This window comes from Streptomyces sp. WG7, assembly GCF_049975785.1.
Lineage (GTDB): Bacteria > Actinomycetota > Actinomycetes > Streptomycetales > Streptomycetaceae > Streptomyces.
Genome location: NZ_JBNGGE010000012.1, coordinates 82,298 through 104,436 on the forward strand (window position 1 = coordinate 82,298; position 22,139 = coordinate 104,436).

18 protein-coding genes are annotated in these 22,139 nt (G+C 70.5%); 6 read left to right on the top strand and 12 right to left on the bottom strand.

Annotated elements, in window-relative coordinates:
* Positions 1-15: 15 nt before the first annotated feature.
* Together ACP4J0_RS15360 and ACP4J0_RS15365 are read right to left on the bottom strand one after the other, a co-directional pair.
* A complete protein-coding gene (locus tag ACP4J0_RS15360; protein ID WP_426599226.1) occupies positions 16-552 on the bottom strand; it encodes a DUF2617 family protein in 537 nt (178 codons plus the stop codon).
* A gap of 396 nt (positions 553-948) precedes the next feature.
* Entirely contained in the window at positions 949-1,248 is a 300-nt protein-coding gene (locus ACP4J0_RS15365; RefSeq protein ID WP_426599227.1) for a hypothetical protein, read from the bottom strand.
* 287 nt (positions 1,249-1,535) lie between these two features.
* Between ACP4J0_RS15365 and ACP4J0_RS15370 the strand changes: the two genes are divergently transcribed.
* Entirely contained in the window at positions 1,536-2,738 is a 1,203-nt protein-coding gene (locus ACP4J0_RS15370) for a pyridoxal phosphate-dependent aminotransferase (RefSeq protein ID WP_426599228.1), read from the top strand.
* A 72-nt stretch (positions 2,739-2,810) separates the two neighbouring features.
* Here the strand turns inward: ACP4J0_RS15370 and ACP4J0_RS15375 are convergent, their stop codons facing one another.
* The gene (locus ACP4J0_RS15375) at positions 2,811-3,347 is read right to left on the bottom strand and encodes a YbjN domain-containing protein (RefSeq protein ID WP_426599229.1); all 537 of its coding nucleotides are present in this window, start codon (positions 3,345-3,347) and stop codon (positions 2,811-2,813) included.
* Positions 3,348-3,485: 138 nt separating this feature from the next.
* Here ACP4J0_RS15375 and ACP4J0_RS15380 point away from each other — a divergent pair, with 138 nt between their 5' ends.
* Positions 3,486-4,016: a hypothetical protein gene (locus ACP4J0_RS15380; RefSeq protein WP_426599230.1), complete on the top strand. Its 531-nt coding sequence runs from the start codon at positions 3,486-3,488 to the stop codon at positions 4,014-4,016.
* A 215-nt stretch (positions 4,017-4,231) separates the two neighbouring features.
* On the opposite strand, the gene clpB is transcribed toward ACP4J0_RS15380, so the two are convergent.
* Together clpB and ACP4J0_RS15390 are read right to left on the bottom strand one after the other, a co-directional pair.
* The gene (gene clpB / locus ACP4J0_RS15385) at positions 4,232-6,829 is read right to left on the bottom strand and encodes an ATP-dependent chaperone ClpB (RefSeq protein ID WP_426599231.1); all 2,598 of its coding nucleotides are present in this window, start codon (positions 6,827-6,829) and stop codon (positions 4,232-4,234) included.
* Positions 6,830-7,138: 309 nt separating this feature from the next.
* The gene (locus ACP4J0_RS15390; protein WP_426599232.1) at positions 7,139-7,474 is read right to left on the bottom strand and encodes a hypothetical protein; all 336 of its coding nucleotides are present in this window, start codon (positions 7,472-7,474) and stop codon (positions 7,139-7,141) included.
* A gap of 363 nt (positions 7,475-7,837) precedes the next feature.
* Between ACP4J0_RS15390 and ACP4J0_RS15395 the strand changes: the two genes are divergently transcribed.
* Together ACP4J0_RS15395 and ACP4J0_RS15400 are read left to right on the top strand one after the other, a co-directional pair.
* Positions 7,838-8,809, top strand: a complete 972-nt coding sequence (locus ACP4J0_RS15395) for a helix-turn-helix transcriptional regulator (protein ID WP_426599305.1) — start codon at positions 7,838-7,840, stop codon at positions 8,807-8,809.
* Positions 8,806-9,825 (top strand): helix-turn-helix transcriptional regulator, encoded by a 1,020-nt coding sequence (locus ACP4J0_RS15400; RefSeq protein ID WP_426599233.1) that lies wholly within the window; start codon positions 8,806-8,808, stop codon positions 9,823-9,825. Before ACP4J0_RS15395 ends, ACP4J0_RS15400 begins: the two co-directional genes overlap by 4 nt.
* Here ACP4J0_RS15400 and ACP4J0_RS15405 read toward each other — a convergent pair.
* From ACP4J0_RS15405 to ACP4J0_RS15435, 7 genes are all read right to left on the bottom strand, one after another.
* A complete protein-coding gene (locus ACP4J0_RS15405; protein WP_426599306.1) occupies positions 9,788-10,831 on the bottom strand; it encodes a LuxR C-terminal-related transcriptional regulator in 1,044 nt (347 codons plus the stop codon). The two genes, ACP4J0_RS15400 and ACP4J0_RS15405, sit on opposite strands and share 38 nt — an antisense overlap.
* 150 nt (positions 10,832-10,981) lie before the next feature.
* Positions 10,982-12,100 (bottom strand): sugar ABC transporter substrate-binding protein, encoded by a 1,119-nt coding sequence (locus tag ACP4J0_RS15410; protein ID WP_426599234.1) that lies wholly within the window; start codon positions 12,098-12,100, stop codon positions 10,982-10,984.
* Between the two features lie 174 nt (positions 12,101-12,274).
* Entirely contained in the window at positions 12,275-12,730 is a 456-nt protein-coding gene (locus ACP4J0_RS15415; RefSeq protein ID WP_426520905.1) for a heat shock protein transcriptional repressor HspR, read from the bottom strand.
* A gap of 5 nt (positions 12,731-12,735) precedes the next feature.
* Positions 12,736-13,926 carry a molecular chaperone DnaJ gene (gene dnaJ / locus ACP4J0_RS15420; protein ID WP_426599235.1) on the bottom strand — a complete coding sequence of 397 codons (1,191 nt, stop codon included), beginning with the start codon at positions 13,924-13,926 and terminating at the stop codon, positions 12,736-12,738.
* A gap of 42 nt (positions 13,927-13,968) precedes the next feature.
* Entirely contained in the window at positions 13,969-14,655 is a 687-nt protein-coding gene (gene grpE / locus ACP4J0_RS15425) for a nucleotide exchange factor GrpE (protein ID WP_426599236.1), read from the bottom strand.
* Positions 14,652-16,502, bottom strand: coding sequence for a molecular chaperone DnaK (gene dnaK / locus ACP4J0_RS15430; protein WP_426599237.1), 1,851 nt, complete (start codon positions 16,500-16,502; stop codon positions 14,652-14,654). Before dnaK ends, grpE begins: the two co-directional genes overlap by 4 nt.
* A 95-nt stretch (positions 16,503-16,597) precedes the next feature.
* A complete protein-coding gene (locus tag ACP4J0_RS15435) occupies positions 16,598-18,139 on the bottom strand; it encodes a hypothetical protein (RefSeq protein WP_426599238.1) in 1,542 nt (513 codons plus the stop codon).
* A 333-nt stretch (positions 18,140-18,472) separates the two neighbouring features.
* Between ACP4J0_RS15435 and ACP4J0_RS15440 the strand changes: the two genes are divergently transcribed.
* Together ACP4J0_RS15440 and ACP4J0_RS15445 are read left to right on the top strand one after the other, a co-directional pair.
* A complete protein-coding gene (locus ACP4J0_RS15440; protein ID WP_426599239.1) occupies positions 18,473-20,755 on the top strand; it encodes a (Fe-S)-binding protein in 2,283 nt (760 codons plus the stop codon).
* Positions 20,756-21,003: 248 nt separating this feature from the next.
* A complete protein-coding gene (locus tag ACP4J0_RS15445; protein ID WP_426599240.1) occupies positions 21,004-22,026 on the top strand; it encodes a Yip1 family protein in 1,023 nt (340 codons plus the stop codon).
* The last annotated feature ends 113 nt before the right edge of the window (positions 22,027-22,139 follow it).

Consider the following 22,139-nt stretch of genomic DNA (forward strand, 5'->3'; position numbering starts at 1 on the left):
CCCGCCCCTACCCGCTCACACCCCGGACGGGCTGAGCTGCGACGTCGGCACCCGGACACCCACCCGGGTCCGCGTCGCCACCAGGTGGCCGTCCTGCGGGTAGGCGTGCCAGGTCCGCCAGTGCACCTGCCCCTCGTGCCGCTGCGCCAGCAGCGCGGTGAAGGCGTGCGGGCTGCCGGGGAAGACGCCGGCCAGCCCGTGCGGATGGTCGGCGACCAGGGCCAGCAGTTCCTGGGCGCGTCCGGCGAAGGAACCCGGCGTCAGCACCTCGACCCGGGCGGCGAACTCGTACTCCCAGTCGCCCACCCGCTTGGCGACGCCCAGCGGAAGAGGGGTGCTGCTGCCCGGGATGCAGGCCACCGTCTCCGAACAGCTGCCCTGCTCCTCCTCGAGCAGGACTTGGTGAGAGGCCCCCAGAAGTCTCAACTGCATTTTGGCGCCAGTCAGTTCGAGATCAAGACTGGCGAGCGCGGGCAGCGGCTCGCGCCCCAGGGCCCAGGCGAGATCGGCTGCGCGCGTGTCGGTGTAGGCGGTTTTCAGGGTCGTGAGCATGGATCGGCTCCGCAAGCACACAAGGAGAGGAAGGTGTGGGGCCTGCGCATCCCGAGCACTGCCGGGGATACGGCCCGCTCAGCCCAGTCGGCCGGTCAGGAGGGGGGTCAACAGGTCGTCCGAGGAGCTGCGTTGGTGATGGAGAGGGAATCATGAACTGTGGCGCCACCACAGCGTTTTTACCCAACTTCGTGGCGTTTCCATCCCTCAGGGGGCTCCACAGCTCAACTGTTCAACCCGGGCGCACAACCCGCCCGTGAGGCGTGCGCCGGTGCGTGGCAGCGCCCACCGGGTGTGTTTCCCGGTGGGCGCCTGTGATGGGCGCGGGGCCCGGTCCCAGGAACGGGCCCCGTGTCGGGGATGCGGTTCCCCCTGCCAGAGCTCAGCTGCCCCGTGTCAGCTGCCTCCACCGCATCCGCCGCCGCCCCCTCCCCCGCAGGACGACGACCCGCCTCCGCAGGACGAGCCGCCTCCGCAGGAGTGGCCTGAGTCGTTGCCGCCGGAGGACGAACCGCCGTCTCCCCCGCCGGCCCACCAGCTGTTGCTGCTGCCGCCGCCCGCGCCCGACGACCCCGAGCGCCGGCCCCGTGCCCGGCTCGCGGACGGACCGCTCCGCGCGCCGGAGCTCCGCGCCCCGGCCACCAGCCCGCCGATCACCAGCGCGGCGAACACGATCAGGATGATGCCGATGACCATGGCGTCACCCTCCTTCCACTTCCCGGGCTCGCGCCCGGAGTCCCCCGAAGCAACCCCCCGTTGGGCGCCCCGCTCTCTGTATCTCTGTCTCTGTATGAAGCTCGACGTGGAGCTCGTCGCAAGCTGGTCCAGGTCCGATGCGACCTGGGTCAAGCCCGATCAGGCTCGGCGAAGCTCGAACTTGGTGAAGCTTGGCGAAGCTCATCGCGTGAACGGGAGATGCCCCTCGCCGCCACGCCCCAAAGCAGAGTTGAGGAACTCCAGAGCTTCGGCGCAGGATGACCGCCATGACCCCCATGAGCTCCAGCGCACGCCCCGTCCTCAACCGCCGGCTCGCCGAGTTCGGAACGACGATCTTCGCCGAGATGTCCGCCCTGGCCGTACGGACCGGGGCGATCAACCTGGGCCAGGGCTTCCCCGACACCGACGGTCCCGAGGAGATCCGGGAGGCCGCCGTACGGGCACTGCGCGACGGGCGCGGAAACCAGTACCCGCCGGGCCCCGGTGTTCCCGAGCTGCGTACCGCCGTCGCCGCGCACCAGCACCACCGTTACGGCCTGTCCTACGACCCGGACACCGAGGTCCTGGTCACCGCCGGTGCCACGGAGGCCATCGCCGCCTCCCTGCTCGCCCTGCTGGAGCCCGGCGACGAGGTCGTCGCGCTGGAGCCGTACTACGACTCGTACGCGGCCTGCATCGCGATGGCGGGCGGCACGCGCGTGCCCGTGACCCTGCGCCCGCACTCCACGGACGGGCGTGCGGCCTTCCGGCTGGACCTCGACGAGCTGCGCGACGCGGTCACCGACCGCACCCGCCTGCTCCTGCTGAACACCCCGCACAACCCGACGGGCACGGTCCTGACCCGCGGCGAACTGGCCGCGATCGCCGAGCTGGCCGTGGAACGGGACCTGCTGGTGGTGACCGACGAGGTCTACGAGCACCTGGTCTTCGACACGGCCGAGCACATCCCCCTGGCGAGCTTCCCGGGGATGCGCGAACGCACGGTGACCATCGGGTCGGCCGGCAAGACGTTCTCGTTCACGGGCTGGAAGGTCGGCTGGATCACCGCCGTTCCCGCCCTGGTCACGGCGGTCCGCTCGGCCAAGCAGTACCTGACGTACGTGGCCTCCGGACCCTTCCAGTACGCCGTCGCCGAGGCCCTCGCGCTGCCCGACTCGTACTTCGCCGCCTACCGCGAGGACATGCGGGCCAAGCGGGACCTGCTGGCGACCGGCCTGGAAGAGGCGGGCTTCGGCGTCTACCGCCCCGCCGGGACGTACTTCGTCACCACCGACATCCGCCCCCTCGGCGAGAGCGACGGCTTCGCCTTCTGCCGTGCCCTGCCGGAACGCGCCGGCGTCGTCGCCATCCCCAACGCGGTCTTCTACGACCACCGGGAGGCGGGCGCCCCCTTCGTCCGGTTCGCGTTCTGCAAGCGTACGTCGGTGCTGGAGGAGGCGGTGGGACGGCTGAAGACGCTGGCCGGATGAGCCACGGCGGAACGACGGGAGCCCGGCTCCCCGGAATGCCGGGGGGCCGGGCTCACCCGCGTACGGGACGGACTACTCGCCGTCCTCGTCCGTCGGCTTCTCCGACTCGTTGACCTCCTGCTCGAGGCCGAGCTGCTCCACGAGCCACCGGTCGAACTCGATGGCGGCCCGGACCCAGCTGACCGTCGAGGTGACGAAGTGCTCCAGGCTGACACCCATGCCGATCAGCATCTGGGCCTCGCCGATCAGGCGGACCGTGCCGTCGTCGTGGGTGTGGGAGTACACCTTGGGCCACAGGGTGCGCCGGTTCCAGTCGTCGACCGACTCCAGCAGCTGCGGCTTCTCGTCGATCTGGTGGGACCGGTCGTAGAACGTCCGCACCGAGAAGACCTGCTGGTCACCCTCGCCGCGGAACATGAAGTACGTACGGAACTGCTCCCACGGCGCCGCGAGGTCACCCTCGTCGTCGACGACGTACTTCAGCTCCATCTGGTCGAGGAGCTGCTTCACAAGATCCTGATCCGGGACGACGGGGCCCGCCGGTCCTTGCGGCTGCGGCTCGGGCTGCTTGCCCCCGAAGTTCGGAATCGAGGACGGGTCGATGGTCACCGTGAATTTCCCTTCGTACGGATCTGGCCATCCTCCCCCATGCGGGGAGGGGCGTGGCAAGCCCGCCGGGGGCCTGTCAGCCTTGGGCTGACATGATCCGGCCGGACGGGTGGACGTGCGGCGGACAGAGGCGGGGGCATGAGACGGACACCGAACGCGCCGACGGGGCCCGGAGACGCCGAGGAGGTGCCGCGGGGGCGGACCGGGTGGGGACTGTCCGCGGCGCTCGTGACGCTGTCGGCGCTGGTCCTGCTTCCGTTCCTCGTCGTTCTCGTGGGCCTCGTCCTGTCCGAGTCGGACGACCGGGACGGCGGCGGCCGGGCGTCCGGCGTCGTCCCCTGCTCCGAGGCGCTCGCGTTCGGCGGGGCCACCCTGCCGGACGGCGCCCGGCCGGTCGGCACGTGCACACTCCAGAGCTTCCAGGACACTCATTACAGCGCGGCCTTCCGCATGCCGCGCACGGGTGTCCAGAACTGGCTCGCGCACACCTACCCGGACGCCTCCGGACCCGAGACCGAGTTCTGCGCGGACGACGACGCGGATCTGTGTCTGGATCCGGACTACACGCGGGGTCTGCCGGACGGCGTGGACGCCCACGCCGTCCGGGTGAGCGTGGTGTACGAGGACGCCGGCACCGCCCTGGTGCGGTTCTCCGCGTTCACCGTGTGAGGCGCGTTCACCGCGTGAGCCCGTTCACCGTGTGAGGCGCGTTCACCGCGTGAGCCCGTTCACCGCGTGAGCCCGTTCACCGCGTGAGCCCGTTCACCGCGTGAGCCCGTTCACCGCGTGAGGCGCGGCGGCCCGCCGCCCGCCGGGATGACGGGCCGGCCCCGGCCCGGTGCGACGGACGGACGGGCCGGGCCGGCCCGTCCGCCGCACCGGTTCTACAGCGTCTTCCCGCTCGCCGGCCCCACGATCAGGTCGTCGCCGAAGCGGTCCACGCGGACCGTGTCGCCGTCCTTGATCTCGCCGGAGAGGATCTCCCGGGCGAGCCGGTCGCCGATCGCGGTCTGCACGAGGCGGCGCAGCGGGCGGGCGCCGTACGCCGGGTCGTTGCCCTCCTCAGCCAGCCAGGCCAGGGCCTCGTCGGTGACCTCCAGGGTGAGGCGGCGCTCGGCGAGGCGGCGGGCCAGGGCGTTGATCTGGAGCCGCGCGATCCGGCTCAGTTCCTCCTTGTCCAGTGCCGAGAAGACCACGAGGTCGTCGAGGCGGTTGAGGAACTCCGGCTTGAAGGACGCCCGGACCACCTCCAGGACCTGCCGCTTCTTCTCCGCCTCGCCGGTCGTCCGGTCGACCAGGTACTGGCTGCCGAGGTTGGAGGTGAGGACGAGGATGGTGTTGCGGAAGTCGACGGTACGGCCCTGCCCGTCGGTGAGGCGCCCGTCGTCCAGCACCTGGAGCAGGATGTCGAAGACCTCGGGGTGCGCCTTCTCCACCTCGTCGAGCAGCACGACGCTGTACGGCCGGCGCCGCACGGCCTCGGTGAGCTGGCCGCCCTCCTCGTACCCGACGTAGCCGGGTGGGGCTCCGACCAGCCGGGCGACGCTGTGCTTCTCGCTGTACTCCGACATGTCGATGCGGACCATGGCCCGCTCGTCGTCGAAGAGGAAGTCGGCGAGCGCCTTGGCCAGCTCGGTCTTGCCGACGCCGGTGGGGCCGAGGAAGAGGAAGGACCCGGTGGGCCGGTCGGGGTCGGCGATCCCGGCGCGGCTGCGGCGCACGGCGTCGGAGACGGCCTCCACGGCCTCCCGCTGCCCGATGAGCCGCCTGCCCAGCTCGTCCTCCATCCGCAGCAGCTTCTGCGTCTCGCCCTCCAGCAGCCGACCGGCGGGGATGCCGGTCCAGGAGGCGACGACGTCCGCGATGTCGTCGGCGCCGACCTCCTCCTTGACCATGGTGTCCTTCGCGACCTCCTCCTCGGCCTCGGAGGCGGCCTCCAGGTCACGCTCCAGGGCCGGGATCTCGCCGTAGAGCAGCTTGGACGCGGTGTCGAAGTCGCCGTCGCGCTGGGCCCGCTCGGCCTGTCCGCGCAGTTCGTCGAGCTTCTCCTTCAGCTCACCGACCCGGTTGAGGGACTGCTTCTCCTTCTCCCAGCGGGCGGTGAGGCCGCGCAGCTCCTCCTCCTTGTCGGCGAGGTCGCGGCGCAGCCGCTCCAGGCGTTCGAGGGAGGCGGCGTCGGTCTCCTTGCCGATCGCCAGCTCCTCCATCTTCAGCCGGTCGACGGCGCGCTGGAGTTCGTCGATCTCGACGGGGGACGAGTCGATCTCCATGCGCAGCCGCGAGGCGGCCTCGTCGACGAGGTCGATGGCCTTGTCGGGCAGGAAGCGGGAGGTGATGTACCGGTCGGACAGCGTGGCGGCGGCCACCAGCGCGCTGTCGGCGATCTGCACCTTGTGGTGTGCCTCGTACCGCCCCTTGAGCCCGCGCAGGATCGCGATGGAGTCCTCGACGGTCGGCTCGGCGACCAGCACCTGCTGGAAGCGTCGCTCCAGCGCCGGGTCCTTCTCGATCCGCTCCCGGTACTCGTCCAGCGTCGTCGCCCCCACCATGCGCAGCTCACCGCGCGCGAGCATGGGCTTGAGCATGTTCCCGGCGTCCATGGCGGAGTCGCCGCCGGCCCCGGCGCCCACGACGGTGTGCAGCTCGTCGATGAAGGTGATGATCTGCCCGTCGGAGTCCTTGATCTCGGCGAGGACGGTCTTCAGCCGCTCCTCGAACTCACCCCGGTACTTGGCCCCGGCGACCATCGCGCCGAGGTCCAGCGCGACCAGCCGCTTGTTCTTGAGCGACTCGGGCACGTCCCCCTTGACGATCCGCTGGGCGAGCCCCTCGACGACGGCGGTCTTGCCGACGCCGGGCTCGCCGATGAGGACGGGGTTGTTCTTGGTACGGCGGCTGAGCACCTGCACCACGCGCCGGATCTCCTGGTCCCGCCCGATGACGGGATCGAGCCTGCCCTCCCGGGCGGACGCGGTGAGGTCGGTGCCGAACTTCTCCAGGGCCTTGTACTGGCCCTCGGGGTCGGCGGTGGTCACCCTGCGCCCTCCCCTCGCCTTGCGGAAGGCCTCCTGCAACTTCTTCGCACTGGCACCCTGCCCCTCCAGTACCTCACCGGCCGCGCCGCCCTTCGCGGCGATGCCGAGGAGCAGGTGCTCGGTGGAGAGGTACTCGTCCCCGAGATCCTTGGCGCGGGCCTGGGCGTCGGCGACCACCGCGAGCATCTCACGGCTGGGCTGCGGCGGCGCGACCGTGGACCCGGTCACGCTGGGCAGCCCGGCGACGATGCGCTCGGCGCCGGCGCGCACGGCCGCGAGGTCGGCCTCCACGGCGACGAGCAGGTCGGTGATGTTCTCGTTGTCCTGCCCCTGGAGCAGGGCCAGGAGCAGGTGGGCGGGGGTGAGGTCGGCGTTCCCCTCGGTCACGGCCCGGTTGCTGGCCGCATTGATCGCGTCCCGGCTCCGGTTGGTCAGCTCGGCGTCCACGTTCTGGCTCTCCTCCTCGCGTCGGCCGTCGGCGGTCCGGCCGTGTCTCCCAGTGCTGACTCAGACAACGTACACAAAGTTGAGTCTATTCCACTCAAGGGAAAGAGGCGCGGGCCCCCTCGGCCGGTACCAGGGTCGTCTCGCACGACTGGCGGAGGCGCGACGCGAGGGCCTTTTCGGCCAGGCTCGGAACCATGTGATACCGCGAAATGTCCACGCAAACGACAGCGGCGTCACCGTGTTCAGGTCACGGTGACGCCGCTGCCGGGGGGAAGCACCTGAGCGATCTGTTACGACGGGGGAATCGCGTCAGGCACTGCGGGGGGTGGCCGAGATGGTCCTCACTTCGGGGACCTCCGGCTGCGCGAGCCGGTGGTCCCTCTGGTCCAGGTTCACAAAGATCATTCCGTACCGGATGGCACACCGCACGGGCTGCGGCGCCCCTCGCGGCCGCCGGAGGCACCGGTACGCCCGTACGTCGCCGTCCTCGTCCAGCGTGACGACGACCGGCTCACCGAAGACGGTCACCATCAGGGAGTCACCGGGGTGGGGGACCGCGGTGACCAGGTCGATGAAGTGCCAGCCGGAGCGGTAGGCGGTGGCCATCTCGCGCCGGAAGGAGCGGTCGTCGGGTGGTGTCGTCATGTCACGACCACGCACTGTCGTCCGTGGTGGCTTCTCCGTCCCCGCCGGCGGGCGAGGCGTTCACCATCGCCAGTGACCAGGCGCTGTCCGCTCGAGCGTCACCCTTCTCGACGGAGAGGCCACTCAGTGTTCCGAAGGCCACAACGGCGGAGAAGGCGGCGACAAGCACCGAGCGAAGCATTCTCTTAGACATAGTCGGCTTCGTCCTCACTTGAAGGTCCCCTCTTCCCCCGTCGGATAAGACGATGGCTCATTCAGGCACGTCATGGCCACACAATCGGTGCATCATGTTCCTGCACGTTCAGGACCCTGGGGGGTGGAGACTTGACAACAAATCAGGCCAAAACGATACATCCCCATGCCATTACTGAACTGTGTGAGGAGGGCGGACGCCTCTACTCGAACGCCCTGCGGACCGGACGTATTGCCCGCGGGGAGGCGGAGTCCGTCCCCTGCCTGATGGAGTTCGCGCTCCTCCACCCCGATCCCGACGACGCGAACTGGCTGCTCCCCGTGGCTCCCGCGGTCGCCCTCGCCCGACGGCTGAATCCCATCGAGTACGAGATCTCCGAACGCAGGCGCACCTCGATCGAGCTGGCCGCGGCCTTCGAGCCCTTCATGGCCATCAGCGCCCAGGGCGCGGCACCGACGCACTCGATCACCGTGCTGGAGGGTCTCGACCGCATCAACGCCGCCCTCGACCTGGCCACGGACCAGTGCCTGAGCGAGATGCTCACGGTCCAGCCGAGCGCACGGCACCCCGAGCGCAGGCTCATCGAAGCCCTGGAACGCGACAGGACGCTGATAGAGCGGGGCGTGCGGATCCGGACCCTCTACCAGCACACGGCGCGGTACAACCCCGAACGCCTGGCCTACGTGGACCAGTTCCCGAACGGGAAGGCCGAGTACCGCACCATCGACGAGCTGGTCGAACGCCTCGTCATCTGCGACGAGGCCGTGGCCTTCATCCCCATCCGGGACGACCGGCAGGTCGCCTTGGAGATCCGGCACCCGGGCCTGGTCAGCTACCTGATCAAGGTGTTCGAGTTCATCTGGAGCCGAGCGGTCCCCCTCACCGCCGGCGCCCCCTACGAAACGGCTCCCGACGGCATCACCGACATCCAGCACTCGATCGCCAAGCTCCTCGTGGAGGGCCACGTCGACGAGGCCATCGCCCGCCGCCTGGGCATGAACGTGCGCACGTGCCGAGCCCACATCGCGAAACTCGCGACGGTCCTCGGCAGCGGCAGCCGCGCCCAGCTCGGCTACCTCATAGCCCAGTCGGGGATCCTGGAACAGGGGCAGCAAGGACCCGTGGGAGAGGGCCACCCGTGACCGAGGAGACGTACGACCGGCAGACGGCGGCCGACCCCACCGTCCCGCACCCCGCGCACGGCCCGGAGGACCTGTGCGCCGTGGGGACGGAGGTGTACGTACGGGCCCTGCGGGAAGGACGGCTGCGCGCGTCAGCCGCACAGCCGGCACCCTGCCTCGCCGCTCACGGCCTGCTGCGGCCCGCGCTGGACGACGTGGAGTGGCTGGAGCCGGTGGCACCCGCCGTGGCCCTGCACAGGCTGCTGCGCGCTTCGGAGGACCGCGTCGCCGACGAACGCCGACGGTCGGAGCAACTGGCCGCGACATTCGAACCGTTGATGCGGGTGAGCGGGCGGTACGACACCCCGCCGGCCGACCCCCTGATCACCGTGCACAGCGACAAGGAGCACATCAGCTCCATCCTCGACGCGGCCATGACCGCCGCCACCGAGGTCCTGGCCATTCAGCCGCACAACAGCTACGCACCGTCCAAGACCCGGTACAGAGACGCCGCTCTGCGGCGCGACCAGGACCTGCTGGACCGCGGCGGCCGCATCCGGGCCATCTACCAGCACACCCTGCGCCACGCGCCACCGATCCTCGCGCGCTACGAACAACTCCGCGGTGACGTCCAGGCCCGCACCCTGGACGAGGTCACGGACCGCCTGATCCTCATCGACCGGACCGTGGCCTTCATCCCCGCCAACGAGGACCGCAGCCTCGCACTGGAGGTCCGCCAGCCCGCCCTCGTCTCCTATCTCACCACCACGTTCGACCGCCTGTGGCGCCTGGCCACCCCCATGCACCCGCAAGCCGTCCACCAGCCCACCCTCAACGGCATCACCCCCCGCCAGCGAGCCATAGCCGCACTCCTCATCGAAGGGCACACCGACAACGTCATAGCCGACCGCCTCGGCATGAACGTCCGCACCGCCCGCGTCCACATCGCCAAACTCGCCGCCACCCTCGGCAGCGAGAGCCGGGCACAGCTCGGCTACCTCATCGGACGGTCGGGGATTCTGGACCGGGAACCCTGACGACGGCGGGAGGCGGCGCGCTCCGCGGGGAGCCGTCCAGGCCGGCCTGGGCTATGCGCACCCCCAACTGCGTCCGGCTGGCCGCGCCCAGGGTCTCCGAGAGACGGGCGATGTGGGCACGGGCCGTGCGGACGCTGATGCCCAGCCGTTCCGCGATCACCGCGTCCTGGTGGCCCTCCGCCAGGAGCGCCGCGATGGACTGCTCGCGGTGGGAGATGCCCTCGATGCCGGTGTCGGGGAGGGGGGCGGTCAGGGGGATCGCGAGGCGCCACAGGCGTTCGAAGACCGTGACCAGGTAGGCGATCAGGGCGGGGTGGCGCAGTTCGAGGGCCATCGTGCGGTCGGTGTTGGCGGGGATGAAGGCCACCGTGCGGTCGAAGAGGATGAGGCGGTCGATGACCTCGTCCAGGGTGCGGGCCTCCACCGTGTCGCCCATCAGGTCCAGGTAGTTGAGCAGGCCCTGCCCGTGCCGGGCCACGTGCGTGTACAGGTCCCGCATCCGCACCCCGCGCCCGCGCAGCGCCAGCGCGCGGTGCAGTCCCTCCGACAGTTCGTGCTCACGCCGGATGCCGCCGGGCTGGACGGTGAGCACCTCCGTCGTGCACGCCTGCGTCGCCTCGTCCATCGCCCCCTGGATGCGGGCCAGGCCGTCGAGGACCCGGATCGCCGCGCCCCCGGCCGCGGCCGGCGTCTGGATCTGCCGTCCGAGATCCGCGTACCGCTCGAAGGCCTCCACCGCGGAGCCCACCCGCCGCTGGCTGGCGCTCATCTCGTCGTGGACCCCGCGCAGCAGCCGTGTCATGACCTCCTGCGGGGAGGTCGGCACCAGCCAGTCCATGTCGTCCGGGTCCGGGTGCAGCAGGGCCAGCTCCAGCAGGCAGGGCACCGGCTCGGCGTCCCGGCGCGGCACCCGGCCGCGCCGTACGGCCCGGGAGTACATGCGGTCCCCGGCCGCGCACAGCCGGTCGGCACCGTGTGGATGCTCATCCGCCCCGTGCCCGGCCATCGCCCATCCCACCCCCGGTTCCGGCTCCTTCCGCAGCGCAACTATGCGCGGCCGGGACCGGGTCCGCAACACGGCTCCGCAGGGAACGACGGCCGGAAAACGCTGGTTGCGGCCACTGTGCCCGGCGTGGCGGTGCCGGGCCGGAGCGGACTACTTCAGCCCGATCTCCGCGCAGGCCTCGGCGTACTTGGCGGTGCAGATGTCGGAGATCTTGTAGAAGCCGTCCGCGACGACGGTCTGCTCGATGTTCTCCCGCGTCAGGGCGACGACGGGGACGAGCTGCGCGGGGATGCCCTTGTGGCTGGGGCTGTCGACCTTGTCGCGGGCGAGCGCGTCGAACTGGATGTCCCGTCCCTGGACCCGCGCCACGGCCATCTCCGCGGCGCTCTCGGCCTCCTGCGGGTAGGACTTGTACACGCTCATGTACTGCTCGCCGGTGACGATCCGCTGCACCGCGGCGAGTTCCGCGTCCTGGCCGGTGATCGGCGGCAGGTCGGTGACGCCCGCGTCCTCCAGGGCCTTGATGATCCCGCCCGCCATGCTGTCGTTGGCGGAGTAGACGCCCGCGATGTTCTTCTTGCCGATCTTCTCGATCGCCTCGATCATGTTCGCCTCGGCGTTCTGCGCCTTCCAGTCCTTGGTGTCGAAGGACTGGGCGATCGTCACCTTGCCGGTCAGCTGGGCCAGCGCCCCCGCCTTGAACTGCTTGGCGTTCGGGTCGGTGGGCGAACCGTTCATCATGACGATCTTGTCGGAGCTGTCCGCGTCGCTGCCGAGCGCCTCGACGAGGGAGCGGCCCTGGACCTCGCCGACCAGCTCGTTGTCGAAGGAGATGTAGGCGTCGATCGGGCCCTCGGCCAGCCGGTCGTAGGCGATGACCGGGATGCCGGCGTCCTTGGCCTTCTGCACGCTGTCCCCGATGGACTTGGCGTCGACCGCGTCCAGGACGATCACGTCGACCTTGTCGTCGATCATCTGCTGCATCTGGGCGGCCTGCTTCGAGGGGCTCGCCTCGGCGTTGGCGTACTTGACGTTGCCCTCGTCGCGCGTGAGGTCGGCGATCTTCGCCTTGAAGAAGGGGTAGTCGAACTGCTCGTAGCGCGTGTTCTCCTTCTCCGGAAGCAGCAGTCCCACCGTGATGTCGTTGCCCTTGGTCGGGCTCGCCGCGTCACTGCTCTCCGACGCGTCCAGCGCACCGCAGGCGGCCAGCGAGAAGGTCATCAAGGACGCGGCCACGGATATGGCGATACGACGGGCACGGCTGTTCACTGCGCTTACCTTCCGACACACGGGTGTTGTGGTGACCCAGGTGAGGGAAGCCAACGCTGTCTTCACGAAATCGTCAAGAAGTACTAGACCAATGAGACATCACCGTTGCGAACGGGCCCGGAGGTTCGGTCGAACCTCCGGGCCCGTCACAGCCGTTCTGCCTGGTACGGCCGGTCAGTCCGGGGACTGACCGCGCCGCTTCGGCCGCCACACCACCAGGGCGCTGGTCTGCTGTACCTCTTGGTACGGGACCAGGTCCCGGCGGTACGAGGCGTGCACCGCCGCTTCGCGCTGGCGCATCGCCGACGCCGCGCCGTCGAGGGCGTCCTGCAGCTCCGCCATGCGGGCCTGGAGCGCGGCGACCTGGTTCTCCAGTTCGATGATGCGCTTGATTCCGGCCAGGTTGATGCCCTCGTCCTGCGACAACTGCTGCACCGTGCGGAGCAGTTCGATGTCGCGGGCCGAATAGCGCCGGCCGCGGCCGGCCGTGCGGTCCGGGGAGACCAGGCCGAGGCGGTCGTACTGGCGCAGGGTCTGCGGGTGCAGGCCGGAGAGCTGGGCCGCCACCGAGATGACGTAGACCGGGGTGTCCTCGGTCAGTTCATACGGATTGCGTCGACGACCGTCCATCTCCGTCAAGCTCCCTTCGCGGCCTGGAACAGCTCCGCCCGCGGGTCCTCGTCCGCGGTCGCCTCGCGATACGCCTCCAGCGCATCACGAGCCTTCCCCGTCAGGTCCCTCGGAACACTCACCTCGACGGTGACCAGAAGGTCACCGCGGGTGCCGTCCTTGCGGACCGCGCCCTTGCCCCTGGCACGCATGGTGCGGCCGCCCGGGGTGCCCGCCGGCAGCTTCAGCGTGACGGGCGGGCCGCCCAGTGTCGGGACCCGGACCTCGCCGCCGAGAGCCGCCTCGGCGTAGGTGACCGGGACGGTGACGGTGAGGTTGTCGCCCCGGCGTCCGAAGACGGGGTGCTCCTTGACGTGCACGACCACGTACAGGTCGCCCGCCGGGCCGCCCCGCTCGCCCGGCGTGCCCTTGCCGCGCAGCCGGATGCGCTGCCCGTCGGAGACCCCGGCCGGGATGCGGACCTGCATCGTCCGCGAGGACTTGGCGCGTCCGGAGCCCTTGCAGACGTCGCAGGGGTCCTCGGCGATCAGGCCGCGGCCCTTGCAGTCCGGGCACGGGTCGGTCAGCGAGAAGCCGCCGCCCGAGCCCCGGGCGACCTGGCCGGTGCCGACGCAGGTCGGGCACACGCGGGGCGTGCCGTTCTTGTCGCCGGTGCCCGAACAGGCCTTGCAGGGCGCCTGCGAGGACATCCGCAGCGGGACCGTCGCGCCCTCGATGGCCTCCGTGAAGCTCAGGGTGACCTCGGACTCGATGTCCTGGCCGCGCCGCGGCTGGGTCCGCGTGCCGGTGCCGGGACCGCCGCCGGTGCGGTTGAACAGGCCGCCGAAGACGTCGCCCAGCCCGCCGCCGAAGCCGCCGGCACCCTGGCCCCCGCCCTGGGCGCCGCCTCCGAAGAGGTCGCCCAGGTCGAAGTTGAAGGTGCCGCCGCCCGCGCCCGGCCCCGGGCGGAAACCGCCGTTGCCGAAGAGGGCGCGGGCCTCGTCGTACTCCTTGCGTTTCTTGGGGTCACCGAGGATGTCGTTGGCCTCGGAGATCTCCTTGAAGCGCTCCTCCGCCTTGACGTTTCCCTTGTTGGCGTCCGGGTGGTTCTCGCGGGCGAGCTTCCGGTACGCCTTCTTGATCTCGGCCTCGGTGGCGTCCTTGGGGACGCCGAGAACCTTGTAGTAGTCCTTCTCGATGAAGTCCTTGGTACTCATCCCCGACGTCCCTCCTCTCGCGCCTCTTTCGTCACTTCAAGCTCAGCCCTCGTCCGGGCCACCGCTCTCCTTGGTGCCGGCGTTCCCCGCGTTGTCCGCGGAGTCGGAGCCGTCCGTGGCCTCGGTGCTCTCCTCGGCCGGTTTGACCGTCTGCGCACCGGGCTGCGGCTCGGCGACCGCGACCCGCGCGGGGCGGATGGTGCGCTCGCCGATCCGGTACCCGGGCTGCAGGATCGCCACGCACGTCGTCTCGGTGACGTCCGGTGCGTAGGAGTGCATCAGGGCCTCGTGGATCGTCGGGTCGAAGGGCTCGCCCTCCTTGCCGAACTGCTGGAGGCCCATCTTGGCGATGGTCGTCTCCAGCGACTCCGCGACGGACTTGAAGCCGCCGACGAGTTCGCCGTGCTCCCGGGCCCGGCCGATGTCGTCGAGTACGGGAAGCAGCTCGGACAGGAGGTTCGCGACGGCGACCTCCTTGACCGCGACGCGGTCCCGCTCGACCCGGCGGCGGTAGTTCTGGTACTCGGCCTGGAGCCGCTGGAGGTCCGCCGTGCGCTCGTTCAGCGCCGTGCGCACCTGGTCCAGCTGGGCCAGCAGGCCCGCGTTCTCGCTTGCGTCCCCGGCCGGGGCCGCCCCCTCTTCGGAGGCGGCCTTCGGCTCGGCGTCGTCGGGAGTGGCGCCGGAGGGGACGTCGGGCTTCTCCTCGAAACCCGGGGTCTCCTCCGTCACGCGGCACCGTCCTTGCGCTCGTCGTCCACGATCTCGGCGTCGACGACATCGTCGTCCTTGTCACCGGAGGCGGCACCCGCGCCCGGGGCCTCGCCGCCGGCGGCCTGCGCGCCCTGGGCGTCGGCGTACATGGCCTGGCCCAGCTTCTGCGAGACGGCGGCGACCTTCTCCGTGGCCGTGCGGATCTCGGCGGTGTCCTCGCCCTTGAGCTTCTCCTTCAGCTCGGCGACGGCACCCTCGACCTCGGTCTTCACGTCGCCCGGGACCTTGTCCTCGTTGTCCTTGAGGAACTTCTCCGTCTGGTAGACGAGCTGCTCGCCCTGGTTGCGGGACTCGGCGGCCTCGCGGCGGGCGTGGTCCTCCTCCGCGTACTTCTCGGCCTCCTGGCGCATCCGGTCGACCTCGTCCTTCGGCAGCGAGGAGCCGCCGGTGACGGTCATCTTCTGCTCCTTGCCGGTGCCGAGGTCCTTCGCCGTGACGTGCATGATGCCGTTGGCGTCGATGTCGAAGGCGACCTCGATCTGCGGGACGCCGCGGGGCGCCGGCGGCAGACCGGTCAGCTCGAACATACCGAGCTTCTTGTTGTACGCCGCGATCTCGCGCTCGCCCTGGTAGACCTGGATCTGCACGGAGGGCTGGTTGTCCTCGGCGGTGGTGAAGATCTCCGAACGCTTCGTCGGGATCGTCGTGTTCCGCTCGATCAGCTTGGTCATGATGCCGCCCTTGGTCTCGATGCCGAGGGACAGCGGGGTGACGTCGAGGAGCAGGACGTCCTTGACCTCGCCCTTGAGGACACCGGCCTGCAGGGCGGCGCCGATGGCGACGACCTCGTCCGGGTTGACGCCCTTGTTGGCGTCCTTGCCACCGGTCAGCTCCTTGACGAGCTCGGCGACGGCGGGCATACGGGTGGAGCCACCGACGAGGACGACGTGGTCGATCTCGGACAGCTGGATGCCGGCGTCCTTGATGACGTTGTGGAACGGCGTCTTGCAGCGCTCCAGCAGGTCGGACGTCAGCTGCTGGAACTGGGCGCGGGTGAGCTTCTCGTCCAGGTGCAGCGGGCCCTCGGCGGACGCCGTGATGTAGGGCAGGTTGATCGAGGTCTCGGTGGACGAGGACAGCTCGATCTTGGCCTTCTCGGCGGCCTCGCGCAGGCGCTGGAGGGCCATCTTGTCCTTGCCGAGGTCCACGCCGTGGCCGGACTGGAACTGCTTGACCAGGTAGTCGACGACGCGCTGGTCCCAGTCGTCACCACCGAGGTTGTTGTCACCGTTGGTGGCCTTCACCTCGACGACGCCGTCGCCGATCTCCAGCAGCGAGACGTCGAACGTACCGCCACCGAGGTCGAAGACCAGGATGACCTGCTCGTCCTTGTCCAGGCCGTACGCCAGCGCGGCGGCGGTCGGCTCGTTGACGATGCGCAGGACGTTGAGGCCCGCGATCTCACCGGCCTCCTTGGTGGCCTGGCGCTCGGCGTCGTTGAAGTACGCCGGGACGGTGATGACCGCGTCGGTCACCTTCTCGCCCAGGTAGGACTCGGCGTCCCGCTTCAGCTTCTGCAGCACGAAGGCGCTGATCTGCTGCGGGTTGAAGTCCTTGCCGTCCAGGTTGACCTTCCAGTCGGTGCCCATGTGGCGCTTGACCGAGCGGATGGTCCTGTCGACGTTCGTGACCGCCTGGCGCTTGGCCACCTCGCCGACCAGCACCTCACCGTTCTTGGCGAAGGCGACGACGGACGGCGTGGTCCTGGCGCCCTCGGCGTTGGTGATGACGGTGGGCTCGCCGCCCTCCAGAACGCTGACGACGGAGTTAGTCGTGCCCAGGTCGATGCCGACCGCACGTGCCATGGTGAATAACCTCCAGCTGACTTGAGTGGAACAGGCTCAAGTGTGCACGACACCCCCCGCCGGGTCAACAGAGGTGAGTCGAGCTCACTCAACTCTTATCCGTTCCTTACGCGCAACGACGCGCTGACCTGGGCTTTCTCGGCGCGCCTGGCCTGCCGAACCGGGAAAATCGACGCCCGGGAGGGCGTACGGGCCGGGGTACCGGTCACCTCGGAGAGCCCCTGAGGCTCCACCCACCGCTGCGGCCGGAGCTGCGCCCGGGACTGCCCCGGCGCCTTCGCCCGCGCCCGGGGGCGCTCCTGCGGCTGCGCCTGGATCCGAGCCCGGGGCCGCGCTTGGTCCTGCGGCTGGTCCTGCGCCTGGTCCTGCGCCTGGTTTTGCACCCGGTCCTGTACCCGGGACGGCGTCTGCCCCTGCGCCCGGGCCGGCACCTGGGCCGACGCCTGGCCCTGCGCCTGATCTCGCACCCGGACCTGCGTCTGCCCTTGCGCCTGATCTCGCACCCGGACCTGCGCCTGGCCTCGCACCCGGGCCCACCCCCGCGCCCCGGGCCGCGCCTGCGCCCGTGCCCGTGCCCGTGCCCGCCCCCGCGCATACCCAGGAAACTCCGCGCGAGTCCCGTACGGCGACGTGCGGGCGACCCGGGTGTCCGCCCCCGCGCGCCGCTTCGGCGGCTCGTACACCCGCACCCGCAGCAGCGCCGCCACCCCGGCGACCGCTCCGCCCGCCAGCCACAGCACCACCGTCTCCTCCACCCAGCGGGTGTGCACGAGCACGCCCACGAGTACTCCGCAGAACGCGGCCGCACCGAGGACCACCACCGCGCCCTGCGGAGTGAGTCCGAGCCGCCGCAGCCGGTGCGCGAGGTGGTCGGGCCCGCCGCGCAGCAGGGGGCGCCCGGCCAGCCGGCGCGAGAGGAGTACGAGGACGGCGTCGGCGGTCGCCAGAGCGGTCAGCGCGAACAGCACCGCCACGCCGGCCCCGGGCGCGTGCCCCGCCCGGGTGAACACGGCCGCCCCGGCGAGCAGGAAACCCGCGAACAGCGACCCGCACGCCCCGAGCGCGATCCGCGCGGGATGCCGGTTGTGCAGCAGGAACCCGGCCAGAGCGGCGGCCAGCGCGCTCAGCAGCACCGCCAGCCCGTCCATCAGCTCCGCGGCGGCACAGGCACCGATACCGAAGGCGGTCACCACACCCACCGTGCCGGCCACCCCGTCGGCGTGGTCGAGCCCCCGGAAGGCGGCGGTGACCAGCGCCATCCAGCCCACGGCAAGCGCCCCCAGTACCGGACCGGTCTCGCCGTACGGCACCACGCACGCCGCCGCGACAGCCGTACCGGCGACCAGCCACCGCAGCCGCAGCCGCCAGACGTCGGCGGCCAGGCCGAGCGCGCCGACGGCGGCCCCGGCCACGAGCAGCCGGCCGACCCCGGTCCCGAGCGGTACGGCGCCGCCCCGGTCCCCGGCCCACGCGACCAGCCCGGTGACGAGGACCACGGCCACACCGCCGAGCAGGGGGACGGGCCGCTGCCGTCGCCGGTCGACGAGGGAGAGGCGCAGGGCGGGCCCCCTCAGCAGCGCGGTGAGCAGGGCGGCGAGGAGGAAGGAGGCGGTGGCTGCAGCGATCCCGTAGAGCACGGGCACAACCTATGCCTGAATCAGGCTGAATATCATGATTTGCGAAGAATGGCGCGTCCGACTCAGCGAGACCACCGGTCCCGGCGGACGGACCCCGCGACCAGGGTTGCCGCCGTCGGGTCGGCCGACCGGGGAACGCCACCCGCCGGCCCGGGGGAGGCCGCACCGGCCGGCCGCAGACGGCATCGGCCCGGTCAGGGTTGCCTCAGCGACGCAGATCACCGCACGTCCGGCTACAGTGCGGCAGAGGATGGGGGTAGTCTCAGACGGACTGAATAAGTTACCGCTTAGTAATACGACCCTCGCAACCTCGCAGGCCCGAGGAGCCCCCAAATGCAACTCGCCGCGATCATCGTGTCGCTGGTCCTGATCGTGGTCGGCGTCGCACTGTTCGGCCGCGCCGTCCTGCAGATCTACAACTCGATGCGGCTGGGCCAGCCGGTGCCGGCCGGCACGCGGACCAATGACCCCGCGCAGCGCACCCTCACCGTGGTCAGGGAGTTCCTCGGCCACACCCGGATGAACCGCTGGGGCGTCGTCGGGGTGGCGCACTGGTTCGTGGCGGTGGGCTTCTTCTCCCTGCTGTTGACGATCGTCAACGCGATCGGCCAGCTGTTCCAGGCCGACTGGATCCTGCCGGTCATCGGCGACTGGGCGCCGTACAACGTCTTCGTCGAGTTCATCGGCACGATGACGGTGCTCGGCATCCTGGCCCTGATCGCGATCCGCCAGGTGAGCAAGCCGAACAAGCCGGGCCGCAAGTCCCGCTTCGCCGGTTCCAACTTCGGCCAGGCGTACTTCGTCGAGGCCGTCATCCTCGTCGTCGGCGTCTGCATCTTCATGCTGCACGCCCTGGAGGGCGCCCTCCACCACGTGGACGGCTACGAGGCGTCGTTCTTCATCTCGTACCCGGTCGTCTCCGCGCTCCAGGACCTGGACGTCTCCACGCTCCAGAACCTCGTCTACCTCTTCGCCGGCCTGAAGATCGCGACCTCCTTCATCTGGATGATCACGGTCGCCCTGAAGACCGACATGGGCGTGGCCTGGCACCGCTTCCTCGCCTTCCCCAACATCTGGTTCAAGCGCGACGCGAAGGGCGGCACCGCGCTGGGCGAGCTGCTGCCGATGACGTCGGGCGGCAAGCCGATCGACTTCACCGACCCCGGCGACGACGACGTCTTCGGCGTCTCCCAGGTCGAGCACTTCTCCTGGAAGGGCCTGCTCGACTTCTCCACCTGCACCGAGTGCGGCCGCTGCCAGTCGCAGTGCCCCGCCTGGAACACGGGCAAGCCCCTCTCCCCCAAGCTCCTGATCATGTCCCTGCGCGACCACGCGCACGCCAAGGCCCCCTACCTGCTGGCCGGCGGCGGCAAGACCATGGAGGGCGAGGAGAAGGCGTCCGAGGAGCAGCTCAAGGACGTCCCCGCCACGGCCCTGGCCGAGGCCGAGCGCCCCCTGGTCGGCACCCTCGAAGAGAACGGCGTCATCGACCCGGACGTCCTGTGGTCCTGCACCACCTGCGGCGCCTGCGTCGAGCAGTGCCCCGTCGACATCGAGCACGTCGACCACATCGTCGACATGCGCCGCTACCAGGTCATGATCGAGTCGGCGTTCCCGTCCGAGGCGGGCACGATGCTCAAGAACCTGGAGAAGAAGGGCAACCCCTGGGGCCTGGCGAAGAAGCAGCGCCTGGAGTGGCTCAAGGAGCTGGACTTCGAGGTCCCGGTCGTCGGCAAGGACATCGAGGACCTCACCGAGGTCGAGTACCTCTACTGGGTCGGCTGCGCCGGCGCCCTGGAGGACCGCGCCAAGAAGACCACCAAGGCCTTCGCCGAACTCCTCCACATCGCGGGCGTCAAGTTCGCCATCATGGGCGGCGACGAGAAGTGCACCGGCGACTCCGCCCGCCGCCTCGGCAACGAGCCCCTCTTCCAGGAGCTCGGCATGGAGAACGTCATGTCCCTCAACGCCGCCTTCGGCGAGGAGATGGACGACGACGGCAAGGTCACCGAGGAGTCGCGCAAGCCGAAGTCGGCGAAGAAGATCGTCGCCACCTGCCCGCACTGCCTCAACACCCTCGGCAACGAGTACCCGCAGCTCGGCGGCGACTACGAGGTCATCCACCACACCCAGCTGCTCCAGCACCTCGTCGACGAGGGCAGGCTGCTCCCGGTGACCCCGGTCGAGGGCATCATCACGTACCACGACCCGTGCTACCTGGGCCGCCACAACAAGATCTACACGCCGCCGCGCGAGATCATCGCCGCCGTCCCGGGCGTCCGCAACGAGGAGATGCACCGCCACAAGGAACGCGGCTTCTGCTGCGGCGCCGGCGGCGCGCGGATGTGGATGGAGGAGCGGATCGGCAAGCGCATCAACAACGAGCGCGTCGACGAGGCCCTGTCGGTCAACCCCGACATCGTCTCCACCGCCTGCCCCTTCTGCCTCGTCATGCTCACCGACTCGGTCAACGGCAAGAAGAACGACGGCAAGGCCAAGGAGTCCATCCAGGTCGTCGACGTCGCCCAGCTCCTGCTGGACTCCGTCAGGACCCCGGCCGACCCGGCGGACGAGCCGGAGGCCGAGAGCGAGCCGACGCCCGAGCCGGTGAAGTAACCGGCCCGCGCCTTTCCCTCGCAGACACCCCCAGGTCCCGTCCGGACCTGGGGGTGTCGCCGTACGCCGGACACGCGCGTCATGGCCCGTACGCGCCCGCCACCACCGAGCCCGCCGCCGAGCCACCGGGGAACCCGCGGGTGCCCCGCCGGGGTCCCCCGCCGGGGCACCCGCGGGGGAACCCTCCGAAAGTCCTCGGGGAGCCCTCGGGAAACACCCGGGGAGCCCTCGGGGAACACCCGTAGGGGATGTCACAGCTCGGCCGCAAAGGCCGCCCCGGAAGGCCGGGTCCGGCACGTCACTCTCCGGGACCAGGTACGTTCGAAGGCGTGGCTGGATTCAGGATCGGACGCGGCCGGGACAACGGCGCTCCTCACGCGCGACCGCAGAACCCTCCGTACGGACAGCAGGCGCCCCAGGGACCGTCGTACGGCGGTCCCGCGACGCCTCGGCAGCCGTACCCGCAGCAGCCGTACGGGGGTGGCGGCCCCGCCCCCGGCGGCCCGTGGCCCCAGCCGCACGGCGGAGGACACGGCGAGCCGGAGTACTTCGGCGACGGCGGCGGCTATCCCCAGGGCGGCCCGCACCACCCGCAGGGAGGCCAGGCCCCGTACGACCCGTACGCGGCCAACAACCCGGGCCACACCCAGGCGTTCATGGTCGGCGACGACCCCTACAACCAGGGCGAGACCTACCGCGCCGGCGCCGCCCCGCCGCCCGGCCCGGTCGGCCCCCGCCTCCACTGGAAGGCCCTGCTGAAGGGTGTAGTCCTCGCCCCGAACCAGACCTTCCTCCAGATGCGGGACTACGCGATGTGGGTCCCGGCGCTCATCGTGACGTTCCTCTACGGCCTGCTGGCGGTCTTCGGCTTCGACGGCGCCCGCGAGGAGGCGATCAACGCCACCCTCTCGAGCGCGATCCCGATCGTCCTGACCACGGCCGTGGCGATGGTGCTGAGCGCGTTCATCCTCGGCGTGGTCACCCACACCATGGCCCGCCAGCTCGGCGGCGACGGCGCGTGGCAGCCCACGGTCGGCCTCTCCATGCTGATCATGTCGATCACGGACGCGCCGCGCCTGGTCGTCGCGATGTTCGCCGGCGGCGACGCGCCCTTCGTCCAGATCCTCGGCTGGGCCACCTGGGTCGCGGCCGGCGCCCTGCTGACCCTGATGGTCAGCCGCTCCCACGACCTGCCCTGGCCGAAGGCGCTCGGCGCTGCCGCGATCCAGCTGATCGCGCTGCTGTCGATCGTGAAGCTGGGCACCTTCTGACGAGCCGGCCGACACGCGGAAACCGCACACGTAGGGCCCCCGGCGTCACGCCGGGGGCCCTACGCACGTCTTCCGGACTTCCGGACTTCCGGAAACCAGGCACCTTCCGGAGA

Excerpts from the sequence above, each read along its gene's own strand:
- ACP4J0_RS15360 (WP_426599226.1), bottom strand. The coding sequence starts at position 552 with ATGCTCACGACCCTGAAAACCGCCTACACCGACACGCGCGCAGCCGAT.
- ACP4J0_RS15365 (WP_426599227.1), bottom strand. The coding sequence starts at position 1,248 with ATGGTCATCGGCATCATCCTGATCGTGTTCGCCGCGCTGGTGATCGGC.
- ACP4J0_RS15370 (WP_426599228.1), top strand. The coding sequence starts at position 1,536 with ATGACCCCCATGAGCTCCAGCGCACGCCCCGTCCTCAACCGCCGGCTC.
- ACP4J0_RS15380 (WP_426599230.1), top strand. The coding sequence starts at position 3,486 with ATGAGACGGACACCGAACGCGCCGACGGGGCCCGGAGACGCCGAGGAG.
- ACP4J0_RS15390 (WP_426599232.1), bottom strand. The coding sequence starts at position 7,474 with ATGACGACACCACCCGACGACCGCTCCTTCCGGCGCGAGATGGCCACC.
- ACP4J0_RS15405 (WP_426599306.1), bottom strand. The coding sequence starts at position 10,831 with ATGGCCGGGCACGGGGCGGATGAGCATCCACACGGTGCCGACCGGCTG.
- ACP4J0_RS15415 (WP_426520905.1), bottom strand. The coding sequence starts at position 12,730 with ATGGACGGTCGTCGACGCAATCCGTATGAACTGACCGAGGACACCCCG.
- dnaJ (WP_426599235.1), bottom strand. The coding sequence starts at position 13,926 with ATGAGTACCAAGGACTTCATCGAGAAGGACTACTACAAGGTTCTCGGC.
- dnaK (WP_426599237.1), bottom strand. The coding sequence starts at position 16,502 with ATGGCACGTGCGGTCGGCATCGACCTGGGCACGACTAACTCCGTCGTC.
- ACP4J0_RS15440 (WP_426599239.1), top strand. The coding sequence starts at position 18,473 with ATGCAACTCGCCGCGATCATCGTGTCGCTGGTCCTGATCGTGGTCGGC.
- ACP4J0_RS15445 (WP_426599240.1), top strand. The coding sequence starts at position 21,004 with ATGTCACAGCTCGGCCGCAAAGGCCGCCCCGGAAGGCCGGGTCCGGCA.